We start from the raw sequence: 22,038 nt of genomic DNA on the forward strand, positions 1-22,038 counted from the left end.
AATCTAGTCCAGCAAATCCAGCTGAAGATGCTCGGCCACCGCTTCGGCGGTCATCACCTTGAGCTTCGGCACCCGCCCCAGGCACGGTGCCGGAATTCGTTCGGCGAGGGTCGCGAGGTTTTCTTCCAGGCGCGACGTCTTCGGATCAATGATATTCGCCACCCACCCTGCCAACTGCAAACCGTCGCGGGCAATCGCCTCGGCCGTCAGTAACGCATGGCTGATACAACCCAAACGCACGCCGACCACCAGGATGACCGGCAGATCGAGCGCAATCGCCAGGTCTGACAGATTGTCCTGATCCGCCAGGGGCACGCGCCAGCCACCGGCACCTTCGATCAAGGTGAAATCAGCCTGCATGTCGAGGATCTGCCGCATGGGCATCAACAGCGACTGCACCGTCAGCGCCACACCCGCCTCCCGTGCCGCCAGGTGCGGAGCAATGGCAGGCTCGAATGCTATCGGGTTGACCTGTTCATAAGTCAACGGCAGTGAGCATTGCGCCAGCAGCGCCAATGCGTCGGCATTGCGCAAGCCCTTGGGCGTCACATCACAGCCCGAAGCCACCGGTTTACCGGCCGCCGTGCTCAGGCCTGCCGACCGTGCAGCGTGCAACAAACCGGCGGCCACCGTGGTTTTTCCAACATCGGTGTCGGTGCCGGTGATGAAATACGCTGCGCTCATAAGGGCTTCTCCATAACGGCATACACCACTTGATAAGTCGCCGGCAGGCCTTGAGCCTGACGAAACTGCTCATAAGCCTCGATCAACCCCAGAATCCGCGCCCGGCCAGTCAGTCCGCCCGGCCGCCCGGGGTTGATATTGTGCGCGCCCAGTGCCTTGAGCTCATGGGTCAGGCTACGCACATCCGGGAAGTGCAGCACGTGTGGCTGGGTCTGCAGGCTGACCGCGCGCAAACCGCTGGCCGCGCACAACTGTTGATACACCGCGAACTCGCGGAAGCGGTTGACGTGCACCATGCCGTCGACCTGCCGCCAACTGTCACGCAATTCAAACAACGTGCCTACACACAGACTAGCAAACGCGAAAATTCCGCCAGGCTTGAGCACCCGATGGGCCTCGCTGAGCACCGAGGCGAAATCCGCACACCACTGCACCGCCAAGCTGGAGAAGATCAAATCACAGGTTGAATCACGCAACGGTAGTCGCTCGGCATCACCAGCCACGAAGTGCGTAGCTCCGCCCAATGGCCGAGCGTGATTGAGCATGCCTTCAGCGATGTCCAATGCCACCCCTTGCCCCTCGGGGAACCGCTCACCCAGCGCACGACTGAAATACCCAGTGCCACAGCCCAAGTCCAGCCAACGTCCCGGCACAAAATCAGCTGGCAATCGGCTCATCAGCTGACTGCCTACATCGCGCTGCAACTCGGCCACGCTGTCGTAGCTCGCTGCCGCACGGGAAAAAGAGGCTGCTACCTGGCGTTTGTCGGGCAAACCGCCTGACAGGTTGGGAAAGGACAGATCAGTCATCACCGGACTCATGCAAAAAGGCGTGGATCGCCCCCGCCACACCGTGGGGGTCCTCCAGAAGGAACGCGTGGCTGGCCTGTTCAATCAGGCCAATTTCTACATCGGGCAGCAATGTCAGCAAATCCCCCGCTGCTTCAGCGGGAACCAGCCCGTCGAGGCCGGCGAACAGATGCAGTTGCGGGCCGCGAAAAGCCTGCAACGCCTGTCGGGTATCCAGTTGCGCCAACACTTCCAGGCCGCTCATCAATACGGGGGCCGCACTATGCGGCGCACCACCGAGCAACAACCGCGACAACCCACGCGGGTCTTCGGCGCCTTGAGCGCAAAGCAACGAAAAGCGTTTCAAGGTCACGCGCGGGTCGGCCGCGCAGCCTGCCAGAAAGGCATCGAAGGTTTCGCCCGGCATCGCGCTCGGCCATTGCTCATGGCTGACAAAAGAAGGATTGCTCGCCAACGTCAACAAACCACAGCAACGATCGCCGCGACGTGCCGCCAACGCCGACGCCAACGTACCGCCCAGCGACCAGCCGCCGAGCCAGACGTCCTGAGGGATCGTCGAATCGAGCTCATCGAGCCATTCTTCAATGTCACTCGACTCCAGCTCCGGCAAGGGCTCGATTTCCACACGCAGGTGTTCGTCCAGGCCCTGCAATGCCGCCGCCAGCGGTTCCAGCGGCGAAACGCCGAGGCCCCAACCAGGCAGCAGAATCAGTTGGTCACGCATGGCTTGGCTCCGGTCCCAGTTGTCCGTAACAGTCGGCCAATCCCTCTAACAATAGCTGCACCTGCGCTTCGCTGTGGGCAGCGGTCAGGGTTACGCGCAAACGCGCGCTGCCGGCGGGCACGGTGGGCGGACGGATCGCGGTCACCATCAACCCCCGTTCGCGCAGCATCTGCGACAAACGCACCGCGCGCCCGGCGTCGCCGATCATGATCGGTTGGATCGGCGTAAAACTGTCCATCAACTGCAGGCCGATCTGCTCGGCACCTTGGCGGAACTGTCGGATCAGCGTCTGCAGATGTTCGCGGCGCCAGTGCTCGCTGCGCAGCAGTTCCAGGCTTTTCAGCGTGGCACAGGCCAGAGCCGGTGGTTGACTGGTGGTGTAAATGTACGGACGGGCAAACTGGATCAGGCTCTCAATCAGCTCTTCACTGCCGGCAACAAAGGCACCCGCCGTACCGAACGCCTTGCCGAGAGTGCCAACCAGGACCGGTACGTCTTCCATGCTCATGCCGAAATGCTCGACGATGCCACCACCGCTGGCGCCCAGCGGGCCGAAACCGTGAGCATCGTCGACCATCAGCCACGCCCCTTTGGCCTTGGCTGCCTGGGCCAGCGCTGGCAGATCGGCGATATCGCCATCCATGCTGAACACGCCGTCGGTAACCACCAGCGTATTGCCGGTGGCTTTCTCAAGGCGTGTGGCCAGGCTTGTCGCGTCGTTGTGCAAGTAGCGATTGAACCGCGCGCCGGACAACAGCCCCGCATCGAGCAACGATGCGTGATTGAGCCGGTCTTCGAGTACGGTATCGCCCTGCCCCACCAACGCGGTGACGGCGCCGAGGTTGGCCATGTAACCGGTGCTGAACAGCAAGACGCGCGGGCGCCCGGTCAAGTCGGCCAAGGCTTCTTCCAGGGCATGATGCGGGCCGCTGTGGCCGATCACCAGATGCGAGGCGCCACCGCCAACCCCCCATTTCGAAGCGCCGGCACGCCACGCTTCGATCACTTGTGGGTGATTGGCCAGGCCCAGGTAGTCGTTGTTGCAGAACGCCAGCAACGGCTGGCCATCGACCACCACCTCAGGGCCTTGCGGGCTTTCGAGCAGCGGACGTTGGCGATAAAGGTTTTCGGCACGACGGGCAGCCAGGCGTGCGGCGAGATCGAAAGACATGCAGGCCTCGAGATTGAATCGTAGGAGCCGGCTTGCTGGCGATGGCATCAGCGCGGCCGGCCTGAAGGACCGGGGGTGTTGCCATCGCCAGCAAGCCAGCTCCTACGGGGGGTTAGCGTCGATCAGATGGCCGCGTTATAGAACTGCTCGCTGCTCTTCTGCTCTACCAGTGCTTGCTCAATCGCGGCCTGATGCACCTCATCGGCATGCTCTTCACGCGCTTCCGGCTGGATGCCCAGACGCGCGAACAGTTGCATGTCCTTGTCGGCCTGCGGGTTGGCGGTGGTCAGCAGTTTTTCGCCATAGAAAATCGAGTTGGCGCCGGCGAAGAAAGCCAGGGCCTGCATCTGTTCGTTCATCGCTTCGCGGCCGGCGGACAGACGCACGTGGGATTTGGGCATCAGGATCCGGGCGACGGCGAGCATGCGAATGAAGTCGAATGGGTCGACGTCTTCAGCGTTTTCCAGTGGCGTGCCGGCCACTTTCACCAGCATGTTGATCGGCACCGACTCCGGATGCTCCGGCAGGTTGGCCAACTGGATCAGCAGGTTGGCGCGGTCATCGAGGGACTCGCCCATGCCGAGGATGCCGCCGGAGCAGATCTTCATCCCCGAATCACGCACGTAGGCCAGGGTTTGCAGGCGCTCGCTGTAGGTGCGGGTGGTGATGATGCTGCCGTAGAACTCAGGCGAGGTGTCGAGGTTGTGGTTGTAGTAATCCAGGCCGGCCTTGGCCAGCGCTTCGGTCTGCTCCTGATCCAGGCGACCGAGGGTCATGCAGGTTTCCAGGCCCAAGGCCTTCACGCCTTCGACCATTTTCAGCACGTAGGGCATGTCTTTGGCCGACGGGTGCTTCCACGCCGCGCCCATGCAGAAACGGGTCGATCCGATGGCCTTGGCGCGAGCGGCCTCTTCGAGGACCTTCTGCACTTCCATCAGCTTTTCTTTTTCCAGGCCGGTGTTGTAGTGACCGGACTGCGGACAATATTTGCAATCTTCCGGGCAGGCGCCGGTTTTGATCGAAAGCAGTGTGGAAACCTGAACACGGTTGGCGTCGAAATGCGCGCGGTGCACGGTCTGCGCCTGGAACAGCAAATCATTGAATGGCTGAACGAAGAGTGCTTTGACTTCGGCCAAAGACCAGTCATGACGCAGGGTTGCAGAGGTGCTGGCGCTCATGGGCATTACCTTTCTTTTATGCAGGGCACGGTTTTATGCTGGGCAAGCGACTGGGGCATGGAATACCCACAGGCGCGACACGGATGTTCGGCATATTTAAGGAAGAGCGATGCACTGTCAACCACAACGCAAAAGCAAGGTTTACATCTGGTTAAAAAACAAACAATCTTGTTTGCTGTGCGATGAAACCGCCGATGACGCCACACCTATCTGCATGGCTTGCGAAACCGAATTGCCCTGGTTAGGCGATCACTGCCAGACCTGCGCCCTGCCGTTGCCCACCGCCGGCCTGACCTGCGGCCCATGCCTGAAGCAACCGCCAGCCTTTGAAAAGGTCATCGCACCCTGGACTTACAGCTTTCCGATCGACAGCCTGATTACCCGCTTCAAACACAGCGCGAAGTGGCCTTTTGGCCACCTGCTCGCCGAACTTCTCGCTCAGGCCCTGCGCCATCGCTTCGATGAAGATCTGCCACGGCCCGATTTACTGCTGCCGGTGCCGCTGGCCACCCGACGACTGCGCCAACGGGGATTCAACCAGGCCGCGATGCTGGCGCGTTGGCTCGCCACACGTCTCGATTTGCCTTGCGACGAACGGTTGCTCCTCAGGACTCAGGACACCGGAGCGCAACAAACGCTGAATGCCAGTGCGCGGCGAAAAAACCTGCGCAATGCGTTCGCGCTGACACCCGAGGCATCGGTCAAAGGACGTCATCTGGCCCTGGTGGATGACGTGCTGACCACCGGCGCCACGGCGCAGGCACTGGCTCGACTCTTGATGGACGCCGGCGCCGCGCGGGTCGACGTTTACTGCCTGGCCCGCACCCCAAAACCTGGCGACACGGTCTGACCCGAAAACACAAAACCCTGTAGGAGCCGAGCTTGCTCGCGATAGCGTTGTGACAGTCGCCATCCATGTTGAATGTTAATCCGCAATCGCGAGCAAGCTCGGCGCCTACAGGTCATCTGGCTTGACTCCCACGCCGCAAGCAGCCAACGTCCTCTCCATCGCCACAACCAAAGCCCACCCACATGTCCTTGCCAACCTTGTTGTCCCAGCACATTGTCCGCCGTCCGCAACGTATCGCCCTGCTGCAGCACATTGCCGAACAAGGCTCGATCACCCGCGCGGCGAAAAGCGCGGGGCTGAGCTACAAGGCCGCCTGGGATGCCATCGATGAGCTCAACAACCTCGCGCAAAAACCGCTGGTCGAACGCAGTGTCGGCGGCAAGGGCGGTGGCGGCGCCAGGTTGTCCAGCGAAGGTGAGCGCGTATTGCGCCTGTATCAAAAGCTGCAAGCGCTACAGGCTCAGGTGCTCGAAGCCGCCGAAGAGGCCAGCGACCTCGACCTGCTCAGCCGCTTGATGCTGCGCACCAGCGCGCGCAATCAGTTGCACGGCAAGATTGCAGCCATCGAAACCCAGGGCCACAACGACACAATTCGCCTTGAACTGGCTGAAGGTTTGAGCATCGATGCGCAAATCACCCACGACAGTACCCTGCGTCTGGAGCTGCAACCGGGTACCGAAGTGGTGGCCCTGATCAAGGCCGGCTGGCTGGAAGTGCTGGGCGCCGACGACGGCGCAACACCCGGATACAACTGCCTGAAAGGTACTGTCGACGAAATTCTCGATGCCGAAAATGGCCCAAGCGAAGTACGCATCGGCCTGCCCAACGGCCAGACACTCTGCGCCCTGGCCGAACCGCAGCAGCTGCGCGCCCGGGGGCTGAGTGTCGGTAAATCGGTGAGCGTGCAGTTTTCACCCTCTAACGTATTACTCGGCACGCCGCTGTAAACGCGCTGCAACAAAACCTTCATCGCCCATCATTAAGGTGACTGCAAAAACCGCAGGGAGCCTGATGTGAGCCTATTAGAAGAAAACCAAACCACCGACCTCGAACAGATGGTCGGCCTCAGCCGCCGTGGATTTATCGGCGCCGGAGCCCTGTGCGGCGCCGCGTTGTTCATGGGCGGCAACTTGCTAAGCCGCAGCGTGATGGCCGCCACGGCCGGCACCAGTTCATTGATGGGTTTCGGCAGCATTCCCGCCGCCACCGCCGACAGCATCAGCCTGCCACCCGGCTACAAATCCTCGGTGCTGATCAGTTGGGGTCAGCCCCTGCACAAGAACGGCCCGGCCTTCGACCCCAGTGGCAACGGCAGCGCCGAGCATCAGGAAGTCCAGTTCGGCGACAACAACGACGGCATGAGCCTGTTCGAATTCCCGGGCGAAAAAGACCGGGCACTCATGGCGATCAACAACGAATACACCAACTACCGCTACCTCTACGCCCACGGCGGCATGCCGCAATCGGCCGAGGAAGTGCGCAAGGCACAGGCGGCCGAAGGCGTCACGGTACTGGAAGTACAACGCAAGAACGGCCAGTGGCAATTCGTCCAGGGCTCGCAGTACAACCGCCGCATTCACGGCAACGCCCCGATCAGCATGAGCGGTCCAGCCGCAGGTCATGCCCTGTTGAAAACCAGTGCCGACCCCCACGGCAAGAACGTTCTCGGCACATTCCAGAATTGCGCCAATGGCAAGACGCCTTGGGGCACCTATCTGACCTGCGAAGAGAACTTCACCGACTGTTTCGGTAGCAGCAACGCCGAGCAGACATTCGACCCGGCGCAAAAACGTTACGGCGCGGTGGCGACCAGTAAAGAAATCAACTGGCACCAGCACGACGAGCGCTTCGACCTGGCCAAGAACCCCAACGAGCTCAACCGTCACGGCTGGGTGGTAGAGATCGATCCGTTCGATCCGAAATCAACCCCGGTCAAGCGCACCGCCCTGGGTCGCTTCAAACACGAAAACGCCGCCCTGGCCGAAACCGGCGATGGTCATGCCGTGGTGTACATGGGCGACGATGAGCGCGGCGAGTTCATCTACAAATTCGTCAGCCGCGACAAGATCGATCACAAGAACCCCAAGGCCAACCGCGACATTCTCGATCACGGCACCCTGTACGTGGCGCGTTTCGATGCGGGGGACGGCAACGCCGATCACCCCAAAGGCCAGGGTGAATGGATCGAACTGACCCACGGCAAGAACGGTATCGACGCCAGCAGTGGCTTTGCCGATCAGGCCGAAGTGCTGATCCACGCCCGTCTCGCCGCCAGTGTGGTGAAAGCCACGCGCATGGATCGCCCGGAATGGATCGTGGTCAGCCCCAAGGACGGCCAGGTTTACTGCACGCTGACCAACAACGCCAAACGCGGTGAAGACGGGCAACCGGTGGGCGGACCGAACCCGCGCGAGAAGAACGTTTACGGCCAAATCCTGCGCTGGCGCACCGAGCGCGACGATCACGCCTCGCACACCTTTGCCTGGGACCTGTTTGTGGTGGCCGGCAATCCGGGCGCCCATGCCGGTACACCCAAGGCCGGCTCGTCGAACATCACGCCGCAGAACATGTTCAACAGCCCGGACGGCCTGGGCTTCGACAAGGCCGGTCGCTTGTGGATCCTGACTGACGGTGATGTGAGCAACACCGGTGATTTTGCCGGTATGGGCAACAACCAGATGCTCTGCGCCGACCCGGTGACCGGCGAAATCCGCCGTTTCATGGTCGGGCCGATCGGTTGTGAAGTGACGGGGATCAGCTTCTCGCCGGACCATAAAACGATGTTCGTCGGGATCCAGCATCCGGGCGAAAACGGTGGTTCGACCTTCCCCGAGCACTTGCCCAACGGCAAGCCGCGGTCCTCGGTGATTGCCATCACCCGTGAAGACGGCGGGATCATCGGCGCCTGACAGAACGCTTTCGCGAGCAGGCTCGCTCCCACAGGGAACGTCGGTGTGCATGCAATCTGTGACACATGGGCGATCAATTGTGGGAGCGAGCCTGCTCGCGATGGCGTCGACATGTACAACACACCTCTCAAGCCCAAACACTAAAGACAGCCCTTCTGCGCTACCATGCCTGGCCGGACGCAGCAGCCTGCTGCGCGCAGGAGTCAGCATGGCCCACCCGTTTGAAACCCTCACCCCAGACCTCGTACTCGATGCCGTCGAAAGCATCGGCTTCTTGAGCGACGCGCGCATCCTGGCGCTTAACAGCTACGAAAATCGCGTCTATCAGGTCGGCATCGAAGACTCCGAGCCGCTGATCGCCAAGTTTTATCGTCCGCAACGCTGGACCAATGAAGCGATCCTCGAAGAGCACCAGTTCACCTTCGAACTCGCCGAAGTCGAGGTGCCGGTGGTTGCGCCGCTGATCCACAACGGAGAAACCCTGCACGAGCACAACGGCTTCCGTTTCACCCTGTTCCCCCGTCGCGGCGGTCGCGCACCGGAGCCGGGCAATCTCGATCAGCTGTATCGCCTGGGGCAATTGCTCGGTCGCCTGCACGCGGTTGGCTCGACCAAACCGTTCGAGCACCGCGAAGCGTTGGCGGTGAAAAACTTCGGCCACGACTCACTCAAAACCCTGCTCGAAGGCGACTTCATCCCCCGCAGCCTGCTGCCGGCCTACGAGTCCGTGGCCCGCGACCTGCTCAAGCGTGTGGAAGAGGTTTACAACGACACGCCACACCAGAACATCCGCATGCACGGCGACTGCCACCCCGGCAACATGATGTGCCGCGACGAGGTGTTCCACATCGTCGACCTCGACGACTGCCGCATGGGCCCGGCCGTGCAGGACATCTGGATGATGCTGGCCGGCAACCGCCAGGATTGTCTGGGGCAGTTGTCGGAATTGATGGACGGCTACAACGAGTTCCACGACTTCGACCCCCGGGAACTGGCGCTGATCGAACCTTTGCGTGCCCTGCGTCTGATGCACTACAGCGCCTGGCTCGCCCGTCGCTGGGACGACCCGGCGTTTCCGCGCAGCTTTCCGTGGTTTGGCTCGGAACGCTATTGGGGCGATCAAGTGCTGGCGTTGCGTGAGCAACTGGCGGCGCTCAATGAAGAGCCCCTCAAACTCTTCTGATTCACACCGCCCCCTGTAGGAGCAAGGCTTGCCCGCGATGGCGATCTCAAGGACGCCATCGCAGGCAAGCCTTGCTCCTACAAGAAGCGAAACAGCACACAAGAGAAAATCTCCCTACAATCCCTTCTTTGTTAGCTGCCTAAGCAAGGACTCTACATGCAAGCCGCCAACCCGCGTCGCGGGTACATCCTGGGCCTGACCGCCTACATCATCTGGGGACTTTTCCCGCTCTACTTCAAAGCCATCGCCAGCGTGCCCGCCGTGGAAATCATCGTCCACCGCGTGTTGTGGTCGGCGCTGTTCGGGGCCTTGTTGTTGATGGTCTGGAAGCACCCGGGCTGGTGGCGCGAATTGCGCGAGAACCCGCGGCGACTGGCGATCCTCGCCTTGAGCGGCACCTTGATCGCCGCCAACTGGCTGACTTATGTCTGGTCGGTGAACAACGGGCGCATGCTCGAAGCCAGTCTCGGTTACTACATCAACCCGCTGGTGAACGTGCTGCTGGGCATGTTGATCCTGGGTGAACGGCTGCGGCGCATGCAGTGGATTGCCGTGGGTCTGGCGACCATCGGCGTGGCGCAACAGGTGTGGCAGGTCGGTAGCCTGCCTTGGGTGTCGCTGGTGTTGGCACTGAGCTTCGGTTTCTACGGGCTGATTCGCAAGCAGGCGCCGGTCAAGGCGCTGCCAGGGCTGGTGGTGGAAACCTGGATGCTGGTACCGATCGCCCTGGCCTGGTTGCTGCTCAACCCGACCGCCCACAGCGCCCAGGCCGAGTTCTGGACCACCTCCGAAGCCTGGTGGCTGGTGGCTGCCGGACCCGTGACGTTGGTGCCACTGGTCAGCTTCAACGCCGCTGCACGGCATTTGCCCTACACCACCTTGGGATTCCTCCAATACCTGGCGCCGACGCTGGTGTTATTGCAAGCCGTGCTGCTGTTTGGCGAGCACTTGTCTTCCAGCACGCTGCTGGCGTTTGTCTTTATTTGGGCGGGGCTGGCGGTCTACAGCATCGATGCGTGGATAAGTCTGCGCCGCCGCAGCTGATCAAAAAACGCACAAACCTCCACAGGCCACGGTTCTCGTGGCCTGCATCGTTCCTTCCCAAGGTTATCCACAGCGTGATCCCCGGCGTTTGTGCGCAAGTCACTGAATGTTGGCGCTTTTTTGATCAACGCTCGCCAAGCCACGGCGGACGTGGCCTGGCAGGCTGTCTCTACAGGTTATCCACAGGCAGGTGCACGTTTAACTTGGATAACCCGATCAAGGCTCACTGCGCAGCACCAACTCCACCATCAGATCGTCTGCCAAGGTTTCCAGACGTGATTGCAGCACCTCCAGGGACAGCGTCAACGGCACCGCCAAAATGGCTTCGGCGTGAAACAGCGGCTCACTGCTCATTGGCGCCGGACGTACTTCCGTCACCAACCGCTCAAGGTTTACGCCCTGCTCACTGAGCAAACGGGTGATGTCACGCACGATCCCCGGCCGGTCATTGCCCACCAACTCCATGGCAATGGGTTTCCAGGTGCACGATTGCTCGATGCTGCTTTCGGCAATCAACACCCGAATGCCTTGGCTGGATAACCCCTTCAGCGCGTCCACCAGCGCATCGTAGGCCTCGGCCGGTACACCCACCCGAAGAATCCCGGCGAATTGCCCGGCCATCCGCGACATGCGGCTCTCCAGCCAGTTGCCACCGTGCTCGGCAATGCATTGGGCAATGCGCTCGACCTGCCCAGGCTTGTCTGGAGCGAAAACAGTGAGTACGAGGTGGTCCATGGCGCAGCCCTCTGGTCGTGTCTTTTGTTATGGAAAACCAAGTATAGGCAAGGGGCCGTGTCGGCAAGAGCTGAGATGTGGTGAAGAACTCTTTGGTCAGCACTCATTGTGGCGAGGGGATTTAGCGAGACGTCGCACCGCCCCGTTGGGCTGCGAAGCGGCCCCCGACATTCTTTCAGGCAAACGGCGCACGCAGGTTTTGCGACGGCTGCGCCGCCGAACGGGGATAAATCCCCTCGCCACAAAGACACCAACGATCCGTGCCGGACCATAAATCGTGTACAACTTTTTATATTTAACTGGAACAATCTTATGGTTTTTTGAGAACATCCCGATCTCCGACGTGACTGCAATGCGTCACGGGGTCGCAGAACGACGTAAATAGTCTAATTTTCACAAGCGCAATTCATCATGTAGTATGCCGCAGCGCGCACTACATAACGTTGGATCGATGTCTGCCGCAGGCACGTTCGCAACCCTGAAAGCCCTGTCAGCAAGGCCCCAAGCCGTTGATTGGTCCCACCCCAGCCGCCCGAAAATGGCATGTACTGGTAGACGGGTTTGTGGTTTAAATGGCCGAAGGCTTCATTGTTAAATTGAAGAGCTGAAAAGCGAAATAGCTGAGCAGAGTGAGGCAAGCAATGACTGAACACGTTCAAGTCGGTGGCCTGCAGGTCGCCAAAGTCCTGTTCGACTTCGTGAACAACGAAGCCATTCCCGGAACCGGCCTCACCGCCGACCAGTTCTGGGCCGGTGCCGACAAGGTCATTCATGACCTGGCGCCGAAGAACAAAGCCCTACTCGCCAAACGCGATGATTTCCAGGCTCGTATCGATGGCTGGCACCAATCCCGTGCCGGCCAGGCGCACGACGCCGTGGCCTATAAAGCCTTCCTGCAAGACATCGGTTATCTGCTGCCAGAAGCGGCGGATTTCCAGGCGACGACGCAAAACGTCGATGAAGAAATCGCCCGCATGGCCGGTCCACAATTGGTGGTTCCGGTGATGAACGCCCGCTTCGCGCTCAATGCTTCGAACGCCCGCTGGGGTTCGCTGTACGACGCGCTCTACGGCACTGACGCCATCAGCGAAGCCGACGGCGCGGAAAAAGGCAAAGGCTACAACAAGGTGCGCGGCGACAAGGTCATCGCCTTCGCCCGCGCCTTCCTCGACGAAGCCGCGCCATTGGCCGCCGGCTCCCACGTCGACTCCACCGCCTACAAAATCGTTGACGGCAAACTGGTGGTCGCCCTCAAAGGTGGCAGCAACACCGGTCTGCGCAACGACGCACAACTGATCGGTTTCCAGGGCGAGGCTCAAGCACCGACCGCGATCCTGCTGAAAAACAACGGCCTGCATTTCGAAATCCAGGTCGACGCCAGCACCCCGGTCGGCCAGACCGACGCGGCCGGCGTCAAAGACATCCTGATGGAAGCCGCACTGACCACCATCATGGACTGCGAAGACTCCGTCGCCGCTGTCGATGCCGATGACAAAGTGGTGATCTACCGCAACTGGCTCGGCCTGATGAAGGGCGACCTGTCGGAAGAAGTCGCCAAGGGTGGCAAGACCTTCACCCGTACCATGAACGCCGACCGCACTTACACCGCGGTCGACGGCAGCCAATTGAGCCTGCACGGTCGCTCGCTGTTGTTCGTGCGCAACGTTGGTCACCTGATGACCATCGATGCAATCCTCGATAAAGACGGCAACGAAGTGCCGGAAGGTATCCTCGACGGTCTGGTGACTGTTCTGTCGGCGATGCACAACCTCAACGGCAACACCTCGCGCAAAAACACCCGTACCGGTTCGGTCTACATCGTTAAACCGAAGATGCACGGCCCAGAAGAAGCGGCGTTTACCAACGAGCTGTTCGGGCGTATCGAAGACGTGCTGGGCTTGGCGCGCAACACCCTCAAAGTCGGGATCATGGACGAGGAACGCCGTACCACGATCAACCTCAAAGCCTGTATCAAGGCAGCGAGCGAGCGCGTGGTGTTCATCAACACCGGTTTCCTCGACCGTACGGGCGATGAAATCCACACCTCCATGGAAGCCGGCCCGATGGTGCGCAAGGCCGACATGAAGGCAGAAAAATGGATCGGCGCCTACGAGAACTCCAACGTCGATATCGGCTTGAGCACCGGCCTGCAAGGTCGTGCGCAGATCGGTAAAGGCATGTGGGCGATGCCCGACCTGATGGCGGCGATGCTGGAACAGAAAATCGCTCACCCGATGGCCGGCGCCAACACCGCCTGGGTCCCATCGCCAACCGCCGCCGCGCTGCATGCGCTGCACTACCACAAGGTTGATGTGTTCGCCCGTCAGGCCGAACTGGCCAAGCGTGCCCATGCCTCGGTGGACGACATCCTGACCATCCCGCTGGCGGTCAACCCGCAGTGGACGGCCGAGCAGATCAAGAACGAACTGGACAACAACAGCCAGGGCATTCTGGGTTATGTAGTGCGTTGGATCGATCAGGGCGTGGGCTGCTCGAAAGTGCCGGACATCAACGACGTCGGCCTGATGGAAGACCGTGCCACGCTGCGTATCTCCAGCCAGCACATCGCCAACTGGCTGCGTCACGGTATCGTCACCCAAGAGCAAGTGATGGAAAGCCTCAAGCGCATGGCGCCAGTGGTTGACCGCCAGAACGCCAACGACCCGCTGTACCGCCCGCTGGCACCAAACTTCGACAGCAACATCGCCTTCCAGGCAGCGGTCGAACTGGTCGTCGAAGGCACCAAGCAGCCGAACGGCTACACCGAGCCGGTTCTGCACCGTCGTCGTCGCGAGTTCAAGGCTGCCAATGGCCTGTAACTGAGCGCTGATGCCGGACATAAAAAAGCCCTGATCGAAAGATCAGGGCTTTTTTATTCCTGTTGTCTGCAACATTGACTTCGCGGGAGGTTCACCCGTAGGAGCCGGCTTGCTGGCGATGGCGGCTCATGTGTCAACAGTGACGGCACCTGACACACCGCTATCGCCAGCAAGCCGGCTCCTATGATCAAGGTTCCATTCCAAGTTCGTGCTTGACCAACCCCAACAACTTGCGGGTATCGATTGGCTTGAGCAAAAAATCCACCACGCTCAAATGCATCGCAGCGATGGCATCTTTCACGTCGGCGTCACCCGAGACGATGATCACCGGCATCGCCGCCCTCACCGATTCGCGCACCTGGCGGATCAGATCCAGCCCATCGACATTGCCCATCCGCAAGTCGGTGATCACCAGTCCGATCGAAGGTTTTTCTTCCAACATCTTGAGTGCGGTTTCGCCGCTGGCCGCGGTCATGCAGCGAATGCCATCCAGCGCCAGAATCTCTGACAGCAACTCACGGGCATCCTTGTCGTCATCAACGATCAGCACCCGCTGCGGCGGCAGGTCGGGTTCCAGCATGACGGCACTGAGCGCTTCGCGCTCGGCGTCACTCAAAATATCGTGGTCGGACATGGCGTTCTCTACATGATCAGTTCATTTCCCTAGCACAGTGGTGAGACATCGCTAAGCAGAGCTTCAATGTGCGCTTCGTCGGATAATCTTCCAATAGAAGCATAGAGAGATTTTTCCCGCATTTGCGTAAGGTTTTTCCGACATTCCGACACACTGATTGCCTACCTAGACTTACGTCCAATGGGCACCCCGACCGCGGGGGTCGACCATGGGTGCGTCATCCGACTACAACAACTCCAAAAAAGACTGCGGTAATGGTTATGAGTAAAGCGGACGCCTTCACACAGGCAGGGAAAACCGCGGTGTTGCAGAACATCCAGGGTACGTTGCAATTCCTTCAGCGCTTCCCGCCCTTCAACCAGATGGAACACGCCCACCTGGCGTATCTGGTCGAGCAATGTCAGCTGCGTTTTTATGCCCCAGGCGAGAGCATCATCAAACCCGCCGATGGCCCGGTTGAGCACTTCTACATCGTCAAGCAAGGCCGGGTGGTGGGCGAACGTCCACATTCGGCCAAGGGCGGTACCGAAACCACATTCGAAATCACCACCGGCGAATGCTTCCCGCTCGCCGCATTGCTGGGCGAACGTGCGACACGCACTGAACACTTGGCCGCCGAAGATACTTTTTGCCTACAACTGAACAAGCTGGCATTCATCAAGCTCTTCGCCATTTCCCACACCTTCCGTGACTTTGCCCTGCGCGGTGTGAGCAGTTTGCTGGATCAGGTCAATCAGCAAGTCCAGCAGAAAGCCGTGGAAACCCTCGGCACCCAGTATTCGCTCAATACCCGCCTGGGTGAATTGGCCATGCGTCATCCGGTGACCTGCAGCCCAACGACACCGCTGCGTGAGGCCGTGACCCTGATGCATGAACAGCAAGTCGGCAGCATCGTGGTGGTCGACGACCATAAGGCGCCGCTGGGGATTTTCACCCTGCGCGACTTACGGCAGGTGGTGGCTAACGGCACCGGTGATTTCAGCGAAGCCATCGAGCGGCACATGACCCAGGCGCCGTTTTACCTGAGCCCGGACCACAGCGCGTTCGATGCGGCGATTGCCATGACCGAGCGGCATATCGCCCACGTCTGCCTGGTCAAGGATCAGCGCTTGTGCGGCGTGGTGTCCGAACGGGATCTGTTTTCCTTGCAGCGGGTCGACCTGGTGCACCTGGCGCGCACCATCCGCAATGCCCAGCGCGTGGAAAACCTGGTGGCAATCCGTGGTGAAATCGGCCAGCTGGTGGAGCGCATGCTGGCCCACGGCGCGTCCTCAACCCAGATCACCCACATCATCACCTTGCTCAACGACCACACCGTGTGCCGGGTGATCGAACTGACCCTGGCCGAGAAAGGCGACCCCGGCGTGCCCTTCAGTTGGCTGTGCTTCGGCAGCGAAGGCCGCCGCGAACAGACGCTGCACACCGACCAGGACAACGGCATGCTGTTCGAAGCCCGGGACGCGGCCCACGCGGCGGAAATCCGTGGCAAGTTGCTGCCCATCGCCCACCAGATCAATCAGAGCCTGGCGCTGTGTGGCTTCACCCTGTGCAAAGGCAACATCATGGCCGGCAATCCTGAGTTGTGCCTGTCCCGGGTCGAATGGGCACGGCGCTTTGCCGCGTTTATCCGCGAGGCCACGCCGGAGAACCTGCTGGGTTCGAGCATCTATTTCGATTTGCGCGTGGTCTGGGGCAGCGAACAAGGCTGCGAACAATTGCGTCGCGCGATTCTCGAACAGGTCGGTGACAACCGTCTGTTCCAGCGCATGATGGCCGAGAACGCGTTGCGCAATCGCCCGCCCGTAGGCCGTTTCCGCGAGTTCGTGCTGGCCCGCAAAAATGGCGAAAAAGCTACCCTGGACCTGAAAACCCAAGGGCTGGCGCCGTTCGTCGACGGTGCGCGACTGCTGGCCCTGGCCCACGGCATCGAGGCGAACAACACCCTGGAACGCTTCCGCCAACTGGTGGATAAAGAAGTCATCGAGCCGCTCGATGGCGCGGCCTACGAAGAGGCCTATCACTTCATCCAGCAAACCCGCATGCAGCAACATCAATTGCAGACCCGGGAGAATCAGCCCTACTCCAACCGGGTCGATCCCGACAGCCTCAATCATCTGGACCGGCGCATCCTGCGTGAATCCCTGCGCCAGGCCCAGCGCCTGCAAAGCAGCCTGGCCCTGCGGTATCAGCTATGAGTCTGTTTTCATGGCTACGTCCCGCCACCCCAAGCCTGTCCGGCGAACTGCAACAACGCCTGCAACACTTGCCGGTGGCCCCTGCGCTGAGCGAATGCAGCCTACGCGAACAGCGCTGGGTCGTGCTCGACCTGGAAACCACAGGGCTGAACCTGAACAAGGACCGGGTGCTGTCCATTGGCGCGGTGGTGATCGAAGACGGGGCGATCGATTTCAGCCAGCAGTTTGAACGCACCCTGCAATGCGCCGAGCTCAAGCTCAGCCCCAGCGTGCTGATTCACGGCCTGGGGCCCAGTGCGATTGCCAATGGCAGTGATCCGGCGCAAGCGTTGCTCGAGTTCATGGAGTTTGTCGGCGACAGTCCATTGCTGGCCTTTCATGCGCCGTTCGATCAACACATGCTCGGGCGCGCACTCAAGGACCACCTGGGCTACAGGTTGCAGCACGCCTTTCTGGACGTAGCGGACATCGCCCCGTTGTTGTGTCCACAGGCCAATATCCGCGAGGCGGGACTGGACGAGTGGATCGACTGGTTCAAACTGCAAGTGTTCGAGCGCCACAACGCCAGCGCCGACGCCCTGGCCACCGCCGAACTGGCGCTGATCCTGTTCAGCCGGGCGCGGCAGCAACAAATTCATAGCCCGTTGAATTTGCAGCAGCGGCTCAATCAGTGGAAACGGCGGCAGCAAACGCCGTCCTTCTGAATCTTCATTGCCCGTTCCGGCCTCATCGCGGGCAAGCCTCGCTCCTACAGGCTTTGTGCGTACCTGCGTAGGAGCGAGGCTTGCCCGCGAAGAACGATGACACGGTCTTACGGCTACCCATCCTGAATCCCACCCGACCAACGCCAATTGCTTTACATCCCCTGCCTCTGACACAATCGCGAACAATTCTCGTTAGTTAACCTTTCCCAATCGGTGATGTTGCGTGTCGTCAGTCCCAAGCCCCCAAAGTGAGCTCGTCGGTGCGTTATATCGCGACCATCGCGGTTGGCTATTGGCCTGGCTTCGTCGCAATGTCGCCTGCCCGCAACGGGCCGAGGACCTGAGTCAGGACACCTTCGTGCGTTTGCTGGGTCGCGAAGAGCTGAAAGTCCCCCGCGAACCACGGGCGTTTTTGGTGGCGATCGCCAAGGGCCTGTTGTTCGATTATTTCCGCCGCGCTGCGCTGGAGCAGGCCTACCTTGCTGAGCTGATGCTGATTCCCGAAGCCGAACAACCTTCGGTGGAAGAGCAGCAAATGATCCTCGAAGACCTGAAAAACATCGATCGCCTGCTCTGCAAGCTCTCGAGCAAGGCCCGTGCGGCGTTTCTCTACAACCGTCTCGACGGCCTCGGCCACGCAGAAATCGCCGAACGCCTCGGTGTGTCTGTGCCGCGTGTGCGCCAATACCTGGCCCAGGGTATCCGCCAGTGCTACATCGCCTTGTACGGGGAGCCGACATGAACCCGGTCAGTTCCAAACCGGTCTCGGCGCAGGTGCTGGATGCGGCCATTGCCTGGCAGTTGTCGCTGGATTCCGGCAACCCGGTGGAGCGCGATGAGTTCGCTAAATGGCACGCCGCCCACGAAGAACACGCTCGCGCCTGGCGTCAGCTGGGGATGCTCGACCAACGCTTCAGCATCGCCAGTGGCCCGGCCCGCACCGCCCTGCTGCAATCGCGCGAAGGCATACGTCGCCGGGTGCGCAAGCTGGGCAACGGCTTGGCCAGTGTCGTTGCAGTGGTTGGCCTGGCGCTGTTTGCTGGCGAGCACTACCTGCCGGTCGGCTATTGGCTGGCCGATCAGCGCACGGCGACCGGCGAACAGCGCACGATCCGCCTGACCGATGGCACCTTGATCAACCTCAACACCCACAGTGCAGTGGACATTCGCTTCGATGAGAAACAGCGCCTGATCGTGCTGCAGGAAGGGGAAATCCTCGTCGAGACCGGTCATGGCGATGCGCGGCCGTTCATCGTCGAAACCCGTGAAGGCAGCATGCGTGCGCTGGGGACGCGGTTCCTGGTCAAGCGTGAGGAACAAGGTACGCGCTTGAGCGTGTTGCAATCGGCGGTCGCTGCCCATCCACAATCGAACACTGACGAACAGATTCTGCGTGAGGGTCAACAAGTGATGATCCGCAACGACGGCCTGGGGCCGATTGCCGCGCTGAATATGGGCGCCGATGCCTGGACTCGCGGCATGCTGGTGGTGGACAACGCGCGGCTGGAAGATCTGGTCAAAGAGCTCGGTCGCTACCGCCCCGGGCATCTGGGCGTTGCGCCGCAAGTGGCCGACCTGCGGATCACCGGCAGCTTCCCGCTCAAAGACACCAACCTGGCGCTGAACGCGTTGTTGCCCACGTTGCCCGTGCAGATCGAACGGCACACGCAGTGGTGGGTGACGGTAGCGGCCAAGCCTTAAGAGATGTGGCGCAAGTTCCGCCGCCATCGCGGGCAAGCCACGCTCCTACAGGTTTTGTGTCATGCACAAAATAAACGAACGACACAAAACCTGTAGGAGCAAGGCTTGCCCGCGATGAGGCCATCAGCCTCACTAAAAATTACTGAATCGAAATTATTTTCATCTACCCCTATCACTTTTCGAATCTCGTCCGGCACGTAGGCAATTGAGAAGTATTCACTTTCAGGAGCCGCTGTATGTCCCGTTCGCTAGACACCTTGTTGCGCCCCAGTTTGCTGGCGGTTGCCCTTGCTCTCTGCACCCCCTTGGCCAGCAGCCAACTGATCGCCGCTGAACAGGTCTCCAGCGTTCGCGCCTACAACCTGCCGGCTGCACCGTTGGCCAGCACCCTGAACCAGATCGCCAGTCAGGCCGGCCTGGCACTGTCGCTGAACCCGTCACTGGCCGCCGGCAAGACGTCCGCGCCAGTCAAAGGCCAGTTCGATGCAGCCAGCGCTCTGCGTGAAGCCCTGCGCGGCACCGGTCTGCAACTCGAACAAAGCGGCGGCACCTTTACCCTGGTGGCCGTGCCCGAGGGCGTGATGGCCCTGCCGGCGACCAGCGTAATGGGTGTGGAAAACACGGAAAGCGCCTGGGGCGCGACAACCGGTTACCTCGCCAAGCGCACCGCTGCCGGCACCAAGACCGACACTGCGCTGGTTGAAGCACCGCGTTCGATCTCGGTGGTCACCCGCGAGCAAATGGACGATCGCAACGTCCACACCCTCGATGCCGCCGTGCGTTATTTGCCGGGCACCACCGGCGCCAGTTTCGGCAGCGACACCCGTGCCGACTGGTTGCGCGTTCGCGGCTTCGAGCCAACCCAATTCCTCGATGGCCTGCCACTGCCCAAGGGCGTCTACGCCAACCCCAAGCAGGAAACCTGGAACCTCGATCGCCTGGCCGTACTGCGCGGCCCGGCCTCGTCAGTCTATGGCCAGACCCCACCGGGCGGCTTGCTGGACATGGTCAGCCGTCGTCCCAGCGCCGAGTCGAGCAATGAAGTCCAACTGCAATACGGCAGCGACAATCATCGCCAGATCAACTTCGCCAGCACCGGCAAGATCGACGATGAAGGCCAGTTCCTTTACGGCCTCAGCGGTGTGGTGCGCGATGGCGGCACGCCCATCGACCACATTGACGACAAGCGCTACAACATCGCGCCGAGCCTGACCTGGAACATCGACGAAGACACCCGGTTCACCCTGCTCACCCAATTCACCCGTGACGATACCGGCATCACCAGCCAGTTCCGTCCGATTCAGGGCACCAAGCTCGATTCGCCATTTGGCGACATTTCCCATCACAAGAACCTGGGCGATCCGGACTGGGAATTCTATGACCGTACTTACTACGCACTGGGCTACGCCTTTGAACATCGCTTGAACGATGTCTGGCAGTTCCGGCAGAACCTGCGCTACACCAAGTCGGACCTGTCCTTCCAGGCCCTGACCCCCGGCGCTTATCCCTTCGCCCAGGTCGATGAAGAGGGCAATATTGCCCGCACCAGCACCTCGACCGACGAGGACATCAGTCAGTTCGCGGTGGATAACAACATGCAGGCTGACTTCGCCACCGGCGACATCCAGCACACCCTGCTGATCGGCCTCGATCACCAGCGCACCGACACCAACTACACCTCGATCTTCGGTGACGGCGGGACCACCAACGTCAACAACCCGATCTATGGTCAGCCCATTGTGCGTCCGCCCCGCTCGACGGCCTTCTACGATTACAACCAGAAGACCTTTCAGACCGGCCTGTACGTCCAGGACCAGTTGGCCTTGGATCAATGGCGCCTGACGCTGGGTGGCCGTGAAGACTGGGTTCACACCAGCACCAAGTTCTTCAACAAGGGCGATGCCACCAACACCGACCGCAACACGAACTTCAGCGGCAACGCCGCGATCAGCTACGTCTTCGACAACGGCTTCGTGCCGTACCTGTCCTACGCCGAATCGTTCCAGCCAGCGAGCAACGCCGATACCTCCGCCACCGAATCGTTCAAGCCGACCGAAGGCTATCAGTGGGAACTGGGTATCAAGTACCAGCCACCGGGCAGCGACACGTTGCTGACCGCCGCGGTGTATGACCTGACCCAGAAAAACGTCTCGGTCACCAACAACATCGGTGGCATTCCGGTCACCAGCCAGACCGGTGAAGTGAAGGTCAAGGGTCTGGAGCTGGAAGCCGTCTCCGACGTGACGGAAAACCTCAAGCTCACCGCCGCCTACACCCTGGCCAAATCCGAAGTGCAAGATGGCGAATTCAAAGGCAATCGCCTGCAACTGATGCCTAACCAGACCGCTTCGATGTGGGCCGACTACACCTGGCACAACGGCGTGCTGGACGGTTTCGGCATCGCTGGCGGCGCCCGTTATACCGGCAACACCTACGGTGATCAGGCCAACACCAACCTGGGCAAGGCAGACGCCTACACCGTGGTCGACGCAGCCGTTCATTACGACCTCGGTCGCCTGGACAACAGCCTCAAAGGCGCGTCGCTGGCCGTCAACGCCACCAACCTGTTCAACAAGGATTACATCTCGACTTGCGACAGTTTCTACTGCTACTACGGCGACCTGCGCAGTGTTGTCGCCAGTGCCACCTACAAGTGGTAACGACTTGATCTGACACGCCCAGTACCCAGGCCGTCCTT

At 60.7% G+C, this 22,038-nt stretch carries 18 protein-coding genes; 11 read left to right on the top strand and 7 right to left on the bottom strand.

What is annotated here, in order from left to right; translation table 11 throughout:
• Positions 1–3 precede the first annotated feature (3 nt).
• The 5 genes from bioD to bioB form a co-directional block, all read right to left on the bottom strand.
• Positions 4–684, bottom strand: a complete 681-nt coding sequence (gene bioD, locus ABTV22_RS27590; RefSeq protein ID WP_433737470.1) for a dethiobiotin synthase — start codon at positions 682–684, stop codon at positions 4–6.
• Positions 681–1,493, bottom strand: a complete 813-nt coding sequence (gene bioC / locus ABTV22_RS27595) for a malonyl-ACP O-methyltransferase BioC (protein WP_433737471.1) — start codon at positions 1,491–1,493, stop codon at positions 681–683. The genes bioD and bioC overlap by 4 nt, the downstream gene beginning before the upstream one ends.
• Complete coding sequence (locus ABTV22_RS27600; protein ID WP_433737472.1) at positions 1,486–2,217, bottom strand: alpha/beta fold hydrolase; 732 nt, start codon at positions 2,215–2,217, stop codon at positions 1,486–1,488. The genes bioC and ABTV22_RS27600 overlap by 8 nt, the downstream gene beginning before the upstream one ends.
• On the bottom strand, positions 2,210–3,388 hold the full coding sequence (bioF, locus tag ABTV22_RS27605) for an 8-amino-7-oxononanoate synthase (protein WP_433737473.1): 1,179 nt from the start codon (positions 3,386–3,388) through the stop codon (positions 2,210–2,212). Before bioF ends, ABTV22_RS27600 begins: the two co-directional genes overlap by 8 nt.
• Positions 3,389–3,510: 122 nt before the next feature.
• On the bottom strand, positions 3,511–4,566 hold the full coding sequence (gene bioB / locus ABTV22_RS27610; RefSeq protein WP_433737474.1) for a biotin synthase BioB: 1,056 nt from the start codon (positions 4,564–4,566) through the stop codon (positions 3,511–3,513).
• Positions 4,567–4,675: 109 nt separating this feature from the next.
• Between bioB and ABTV22_RS27615 the strand changes: the two genes are divergently transcribed.
• From ABTV22_RS27615 to rarD, 5 genes are all read left to right on the top strand, one after another.
• On the top strand, positions 4,676–5,416 hold the full coding sequence (locus ABTV22_RS27615) for a ComF family protein (RefSeq protein WP_433737475.1): 741 nt from the start codon (positions 4,676–4,678) through the stop codon (positions 5,414–5,416).
• A 182-nt stretch (positions 5,417–5,598) separates the two neighbouring features.
• On the top strand, positions 5,599–6,363 hold the full coding sequence (locus tag ABTV22_RS27620) for a TOBE domain-containing protein (RefSeq protein WP_433737476.1): 765 nt from the start codon (positions 5,599–5,601) through the stop codon (positions 6,361–6,363).
• Between the two features lie 66 nt (positions 6,364–6,429).
• Entirely contained in the window at positions 6,430–8,325 is a 1,896-nt protein-coding gene (locus tag ABTV22_RS27625; protein WP_433737477.1) for a PhoX family protein, read from the top strand.
• Between the two features lie 208 nt (positions 8,326–8,533).
• Positions 8,534–9,508 carry a serine/threonine protein kinase gene (locus tag ABTV22_RS27630; protein ID WP_433737478.1) on the top strand — a complete coding sequence of 325 codons (975 nt, stop codon included), beginning with the start codon at positions 8,534–8,536 and terminating at the stop codon, positions 9,506–9,508.
• Between the two features lie 156 nt (positions 9,509–9,664).
• Entirely contained in the window at positions 9,665–10,552 is an 888-nt protein-coding gene (gene rarD, locus ABTV22_RS27635) for an EamA family transporter RarD (RefSeq protein WP_433737479.1), read from the top strand.
• 216 nt (positions 10,553–10,768) lie between these two features.
• Here rarD and ABTV22_RS27640 read toward each other — a convergent pair whose 3' ends face one another.
• On the bottom strand, positions 10,769–11,287 hold the full coding sequence (locus ABTV22_RS27640) for a glycine cleavage system protein R (protein WP_096514609.1): 519 nt from the start codon (positions 11,285–11,287) through the stop codon (positions 10,769–10,771).
• A gap of 641 nt (positions 11,288–11,928) precedes the next feature.
• Here ABTV22_RS27640 and ABTV22_RS27645 point away from each other — a divergent pair.
• On the top strand, positions 11,929–14,106 hold the full coding sequence (locus ABTV22_RS27645) for a malate synthase G (RefSeq protein ID WP_433737480.1): 2,178 nt from the start codon (positions 11,929–11,931) through the stop codon (positions 14,104–14,106).
• A gap of 187 nt (positions 14,107–14,293) precedes the next feature.
• Here ABTV22_RS27645 and ABTV22_RS27650 read toward each other — a convergent pair whose 3' ends face one another.
• Complete coding sequence (locus ABTV22_RS27650; protein WP_433737481.1) at positions 14,294–14,740, bottom strand: response regulator; 447 nt, start codon at positions 14,738–14,740, stop codon at positions 14,294–14,296.
• A 254-nt stretch (positions 14,741–14,994) separates the two neighbouring features.
• Between ABTV22_RS27650 and ABTV22_RS27655 the strand changes: the two genes are divergently transcribed.
• The 5 genes from ABTV22_RS27655 to ABTV22_RS27675 all read left to right on the top strand — a co-directional run bounded on the left by ABTV22_RS27655 (position 14,995) and on the right by ABTV22_RS27675 (position 22,000).
• Positions 14,995–16,935 (top strand): putative nucleotidyltransferase substrate binding domain-containing protein, encoded by a 1,941-nt coding sequence (locus tag ABTV22_RS27655; RefSeq protein WP_433737482.1) that lies wholly within the window; start codon positions 14,995–14,997, stop codon positions 16,933–16,935.
• Positions 16,932–17,639 (top strand): 3'-5' exonuclease, encoded by a 708-nt coding sequence (locus ABTV22_RS27660; RefSeq protein ID WP_433737483.1) that lies wholly within the window; start codon positions 16,932–16,934, stop codon positions 17,637–17,639. The genes ABTV22_RS27655 and ABTV22_RS27660 overlap by 4 nt, the downstream gene beginning before the upstream one ends.
• A 223-nt stretch (positions 17,640–17,862) precedes the next feature.
• A complete protein-coding gene (locus ABTV22_RS27665; RefSeq protein WP_433737485.1) occupies positions 17,863–18,381 on the top strand; it encodes an RNA polymerase sigma factor in 519 nt (172 codons plus the stop codon).
• Complete coding sequence (locus tag ABTV22_RS27670) at positions 18,378–19,340, top strand: FecR domain-containing protein (RefSeq protein WP_433737486.1); 963 nt, start codon at positions 18,378–18,380, stop codon at positions 19,338–19,340. Before ABTV22_RS27665 ends, ABTV22_RS27670 begins: the two co-directional genes overlap by 4 nt.
• 236 nt (positions 19,341–19,576) lie before the next feature.
• Positions 19,577–22,000, top strand: a complete 2,424-nt coding sequence (locus ABTV22_RS27675; RefSeq protein WP_433737487.1) for a TonB-dependent siderophore receptor — start codon at positions 19,577–19,579, stop codon at positions 21,998–22,000.
• The last annotated feature ends 38 nt before the right edge of the window (positions 22,001–22,038 follow it).

The organism is Pseudomonas putida, assembly GCF_050990305.1.
GTDB lineage: Bacteria > Pseudomonadota > Gammaproteobacteria > Pseudomonadales > Pseudomonadaceae > Aquipseudomonas > Aquipseudomonas putida_AH.

Coding starts and splice junctions, on each gene's coding strand:
- bioD (WP_433737470.1), bottom strand. CDS start 684: ATGAGCGCAGCGTATTTCATCACCGGCACCGACACCGATGTTGGAAAA.
- bioC (WP_433737471.1), bottom strand. CDS start 1,493: ATGACTGATCTGTCCTTTCCCAACCTGTCAGGCGGTTTGCCCGACAAA.
- ABTV22_RS27600 (WP_433737472.1), bottom strand. CDS start 2,217: ATGCGTGACCAACTGATTCTGCTGCCTGGTTGGGGCCTCGGCGTTTCG.
- bioF (WP_433737473.1), bottom strand. CDS start 3,388: ATGTCTTTCGATCTCGCCGCACGCCTGGCTGCCCGTCGTGCCGAAAAC.
- bioB (WP_433737474.1), bottom strand. CDS start 4,566: ATGAGCGCCAGCACCTCTGCAACCCTGCGTCATGACTGGTCTTTGGCC.
- ABTV22_RS27615 (WP_433737475.1), top strand. CDS start 4,676: ATGCACTGTCAACCACAACGCAAAAGCAAGGTTTACATCTGGTTAAAA.
- ABTV22_RS27620 (WP_433737476.1), top strand. CDS start 5,599: ATGTCCTTGCCAACCTTGTTGTCCCAGCACATTGTCCGCCGTCCGCAA.
- ABTV22_RS27630 (WP_433737478.1), top strand. CDS start 8,534: ATGGCCCACCCGTTTGAAACCCTCACCCCAGACCTCGTACTCGATGCC.
- rarD (WP_433737479.1), top strand. CDS start 9,665: ATGCAAGCCGCCAACCCGCGTCGCGGGTACATCCTGGGCCTGACCGCC.
- ABTV22_RS27640 (WP_096514609.1), bottom strand. CDS start 11,287: ATGGACCACCTCGTACTCACTGTTTTCGCTCCAGACAAGCCTGGGCAG.
- ABTV22_RS27645 (WP_433737480.1), top strand. CDS start 11,929: ATGACTGAACACGTTCAAGTCGGTGGCCTGCAGGTCGCCAAAGTCCTG.
- ABTV22_RS27650 (WP_433737481.1), bottom strand. CDS start 14,740: ATGTCCGACCACGATATTTTGAGTGACGCCGAGCGCGAAGCGCTCAGT.
- ABTV22_RS27655 (WP_433737482.1), top strand. CDS start 14,995: ATGGTTATGAGTAAAGCGGACGCCTTCACACAGGCAGGGAAAACCGCG.
- ABTV22_RS27660 (WP_433737483.1), top strand. CDS start 16,932: ATGAGTCTGTTTTCATGGCTACGTCCCGCCACCCCAAGCCTGTCCGGC.
- ABTV22_RS27670 (WP_433737486.1), top strand. CDS start 18,378: ATGAACCCGGTCAGTTCCAAACCGGTCTCGGCGCAGGTGCTGGATGCG.
- ABTV22_RS27675 (WP_433737487.1), top strand. CDS start 19,577: ATGTCCCGTTCGCTAGACACCTTGTTGCGCCCCAGTTTGCTGGCGGTT.